The sequence below is a fragment of the Kitasatospora sp. NPDC056327 genome (genome assembly GCF_042261735.1).
Lineage (GTDB): Bacteria > Actinomycetota > Actinomycetes > Streptomycetales > Streptomycetaceae > Kitasatospora.
The window spans coordinates 1-4,137 of sequence record NZ_JBHJRC010000454.1; the positions used below are offsets into that span (position 1 = coordinate 1).

2 protein-coding genes and 2 pseudogenes are annotated in these 4,137 nt (G+C 72.7%); all 4 read right to left on the minus strand.

Features of this window, described 5'->3' with window-relative positions; all coding sequences use genetic code 11:
- Positions 1-92: 92 nt before the first annotated feature.
- Positions 93-1,112 carry a LacI family DNA-binding transcriptional regulator gene (locus ACFCX4_RS35055; RefSeq protein WP_376151327.1) on the minus strand — a complete coding sequence of 340 codons (1,020 nt, stop codon included), beginning with the start codon at positions 1,110-1,112 and terminating at the stop codon, positions 93-95.
- 25 nt (positions 1,113-1,137) lie between these two features.
- A complete protein-coding gene (locus tag ACFCX4_RS35060) occupies positions 1,138-2,841 on the minus strand; it encodes an alpha-amylase family glycosyl hydrolase (protein WP_376151329.1) in 1,704 nt (567 codons plus the stop codon).
- A 39-nt stretch (positions 2,842-2,880) separates the two neighbouring features.
- Positions 2,881-3,408 (minus strand): annotated as a pseudogene (locus ACFCX4_RS35065) (ABC transporter permease subunit); the annotation flags it as partial.
- Positions 3,393-3,722 (minus strand): annotated as a pseudogene (locus ACFCX4_RS35070) (extracellular solute-binding protein); the annotation flags it as partial. The pseudogenes ACFCX4_RS35070 and ACFCX4_RS35065, both read right to left, overlap by 16 nt.
- Positions 3,723-4,137: the final 415 nt, after the last annotated feature.

Consider the following 4,137-nt stretch of genomic DNA (forward strand, 5'->3'; position numbering starts at 1 on the left):
GCAGGGTGCCAGAGGGTGAATCATCGGGTGAATGGCAGATCGTGGCTTGACTGCCCGGGAGCGAACCGCTCCCGGGCCCCGGCCGTTCCCGTTCAGCGCGCGCGGGCGCCGGTCGAGCCGCGCATCACCAGCTCCGGCTGGAACATGAACTCCCCGCGCTGGGCGGCGTCCCCGCCGACCTCCTCCAGCAGGGCGTCCACCGCCGCGGTGGCCATCGCCTCCACCGGCTGGCGCACGGTGGTCAGCGGCGGCTCGGTGAACGCGATCAGCGGGGAGTCGTCGAAGCCGACCACCGAGACGTCCTGCGGCACCGCGAGGCCCCGCTGCCGGACCGCCCGGATCGCGCCGAGCGCCATCAGGTCGCTGCCGCAGACGATCGCCGTGCAGCCCTTGTCGAGGAGCGCCCCGGCCGCCGCGTGCCCGCCCTCGACGCTGAACAGCGTGTGGTGGACGAGGTCCTCGGCCTCCTCGCGGGTCCGCCCGAGCACCTCCCGCTGGGCCGCGGTGAAGCCCTCGATCTTGCGCAGCACCGGCACGTACCGCCGCTGGCCGACCGCCAGACCGATCCGCTCGTGGCCGAGTTCGGCCAGGTGCTGGACGACCATCCACATCGCGGCCCGGTCGTCGGGCGAGATGAACGGCGCGTCGATCCGCTCGCTGTAGCCGTTGATCAGCACGAACGGCACCCCGCGGGCGGCCAGCCGGGCGTAGCGCTCGTGGTCGGCGGTGGAGTCGGCGTGCAGACCGGAGACGAAGACGATGCCCGCCACTCCCCGGTCGACCAGCATCTCGACGAGCTCGTCCTCGGTGGAGCCGCCCGGCGTCTGGGTGCAGAGCACCGGGGTGTAGCCGTGCCGGCTCAGCACCTGCTCGATCACCTGGGCCAGCGCCGGGAAGATCGGGTTGCTCAGCTCCGGGGTGATCAGCCCGATCAGCCCGGCACTGCGCCGGCGCAGCCGGGTCGGCCGCTCGTAGCCGAGCACGTCCAGGGCCGCCAGTACGGTCTGCCGGGTGGCGGCCGAGACGTTGGCCTTGCCGTTGAGCACGCGGGAGACGGTGGCTTCGCTGACCCCCGCCTGCGCCGCGATGTCTGAGAGTCGCGCCGTAGTCACGGTCCCAGAGCCTATTGCAACCACGTCAGACCGCCCACCAGTCGGTGCTGTCCGGGGCCAGCAGCGCCTCGCCGCCCGTCACCGCCGGGCCGGCGCCCGCGGAGGAGAGCAGCGGCCGGCCGGGGGCAGGTATCCGGACCGGGGTGCCGGTGGTGTTCACGGTGCAGACGAAGGAGCCGCGGCGGAACGCCAGGGTGCCCGCGGGGGTGTCCAGCCACTCGACGTCCGTGCCGGCGCCGAGTTCGGGCCGTGCCCGGCGCAGGGCGAGCGCGGACCGGTACAGCTCCAGGGTGGAGGCCGGGTCGCCGGTCTGCGCCTCGACGCTGAGTGCGGCCCACTCGGCGGGCTGGGGCAGCCAGGACGGTCCGCCGACGGGACCGAAGCCGTACGGGGCCTCGGTGCCGGACCACGGGATCGGGACGCGGCAGCCGTCGCGGTAGCCGTCCTGGCCGGCCTGACGGAAGAACGACGGGTCCTGCCGGACCTCGTCGGGCAGGTCGGTGACGTCCGGGAGGCCGAGCTCCTCGCCCTGGTAGACGTAGGCGGACCCGGGCAGCGCGAGCATCAGCAGGGTGGCGGCGCGGGCGCGGCGCAGGCCGAGCGCGCGGTCGCCGGGGGTGCGGATCTGGGTGCCGAGGCCGGGCGGGTTGGCGAACCGGGTGGCGTGCCGGGTGACGTCGTGGTTGGAGAGCACCCAGGTGGTGGGGGCGTCGACCGGGCGCATCGATTCGAGCGAGAGGTCGATCACCTCGCGCAGCCCGGCGGCGTCCCAGGAGGTTCCCAGGTACTGGAAGTTGAAGGCCTGGTGCAGTTCGTCCGGGCGGACGTAGTTGGCGGTGCGCGCCACGGTCGGGGTCCAGGCCTCGGCGACGCCGATCCGCTGCCCCGGGTACTCGTCGAGGATCCTGCGCCAGCTGCGGTAGATCTCGTGCACGCCGTCCTGGTCGAAGAACGGCATGACGTCGTTGCCGAGCAGCCTGAGCTGGTCGGCGCCGCCGAGGTCGGGCAGGCCGGGGGCCTTGACCAGGCCGTGGGCGACGTCGATGCGGAAGCCGTCGACGCCCATGTCCAGCCAGAACCGCAGGATGGAGCGGAACTCGTCGGCGACCGCCGGGTTCTCCCAGTCGAAGTCGGGCTGCTCCGGGGCGAACAGGTGCAGGTACCAGTCGCCGGGGGTGCCGTCGGGGTCCTCGGTGCGGGTCCAGGCCGGGCCGCCGAAGATGGACTCCCAGTCGTTGGGCGGCAGTTCGCCCTTCTCGCCCTTGCCGGGGCGGAAGTGGTAGCGCTCGCGCAGCGGGGAGCCGGGGCCCTCGCGCAGGGCGCGCCTGAACCACTCGTGCTGGTCGGAGGAGTGGTTGGGGACCAGGTCGACGATGATCCGCAGGCCGAGCCGGTGGGCGTCGCGGATCAGCCCGTCGGCGTCCTCAAGGGTGCCGAACACCGGGTCCACGGCCCGGTAGTCGGCGACGTCGTAGCCGGCGTCGGCCTGGGGCGAGGCGTAGAACGGCGAGAGCCAGACGGCGTCCACGCCGAGGTCGCGCAGGTAGGGCAGGCGGCTGCGGACGCCGGGCAGGTCGCCCGTGCCGTCGCCGTTGGAGTCGGCGAAGCTGCGCGGGTACACCTGGTAGATGACCGCGTCCCGCCACCAGCCGCTGTCCGCGCCGGCACCGGCCTCGTGAGCGGTGGCGCCGGTGGCGGGCCGGGAGGTGTCGGCCGGGTTCTGGGTCATGGACGGTATCCCTTGGAGGTGGAGGAGGAGCGGTCAGGACTAGGAGGCGCCGGCGGTCAGACCGGTCACCAGGTGACGCTGCACCAGGCAGAAGAGCACCGAGGAGGGGATCGCGATCAGTACGGCGGTCGCGGCCATCAGGTTCCACTGGGCGTCGTGCTCGCTGACGAAGGTCTGCAGGCCGACGGCCAGGGTGTACTTGTCGGAGCTGAGCATGAAGGTGGAGGCGAAGGCGACCTCGGCCCAGGCGGTGAGGAAGGAGTGGAACGCGGCGACCGCCAGGCCCGGGCGGGCGAGCGGCAGGACCAGCCGCCAGAAGGTGCCGAACGGGCTGAGCCCGTCGACCCGGCCGGCCTCGTCGATCCCCACCGGGATGGTGTCGAAGCAGCCCTTCAGCAGCCAGGCGCAGTACGGCACGGTGGTGGTGGAGTAGACCAGGATCAGCCCGAGGTAGCTGTCCAGCAGGTCGAGTCGGGAGAGGGTCGTGTACATCGGCACGATCAGCACCGCGATCGGGAACATCTGGGTGACCAGCAGCGACCACATCAGCGGCCGGTGGCCGGGGAAGTCGGTGTCCAGCCGACCTCGGAGCGGAACGCGTCCGGGGCGCCCTTGGCGCCCATCGCGGTCTGGAGCTTGTTCTGCGCCTGGTCGAAGGGCACGTTGACGAAGTCCACCTCGACGTCCGGATTGGCGGCCTCGAACTTCTTGACGAGCTCCTGGTAGTTCGGCGCCTCGTTGGTGGCGTTCGAGGTGTCCCAGTAGGTGGGGGTGACCGGCCCGCCGGCCTTGCCGTCCGAGCCGGAGCCGCTGCTGCCACAGGCAGCCACCGGGGCCGCGAGGGCCACAACCACGGCAGAGGCCGCGATGCCACGCCGCATGAGAACTCCTTGGAGGGTGGGGGTGCCCGAAACAGTGCGGGAGAGGCGCACAATGGCTGCCTTGTCCCGCGCCGACCGCACCGTTGCTGCCGCCGGGCCCGGAAGGAAGTTAACAGCGGGCCAACAGCAGCGGAAAGGGCTTGCAGAAAATTTCTGCAAGAAACGCCGATCGTTACATGCGCGTGTCCTTCGCGTTGCCGCGTGCGGGCCCGGGACCGCCCCGCCCGGGATTTCCGCCGGTCACGGCCCCGGCCGGGCCCGGGGCGCACACGCCTGCACACGGGCGCGTGCCACCCACGGCGCTCGCCCGTCCACGGCGCGCGCCGTCCGGGAACGCGCCCCGCGGCCGGCCGTCGGACGCCTCTCCCCCACCGGAGCGCCGCAGCACGAAGGGCCCCGCCGGAATCCTCCGGCG

Bases quoted from the DNA above. Each gene is read 5' to 3' on its own strand.
- ACFCX4_RS35060 (WP_376151329.1), bottom strand. From the start codon at position 2,841: ATGACCCAGAACCCGGCCGACACCTCCCGGCCCGCCACCGGCGCCACC.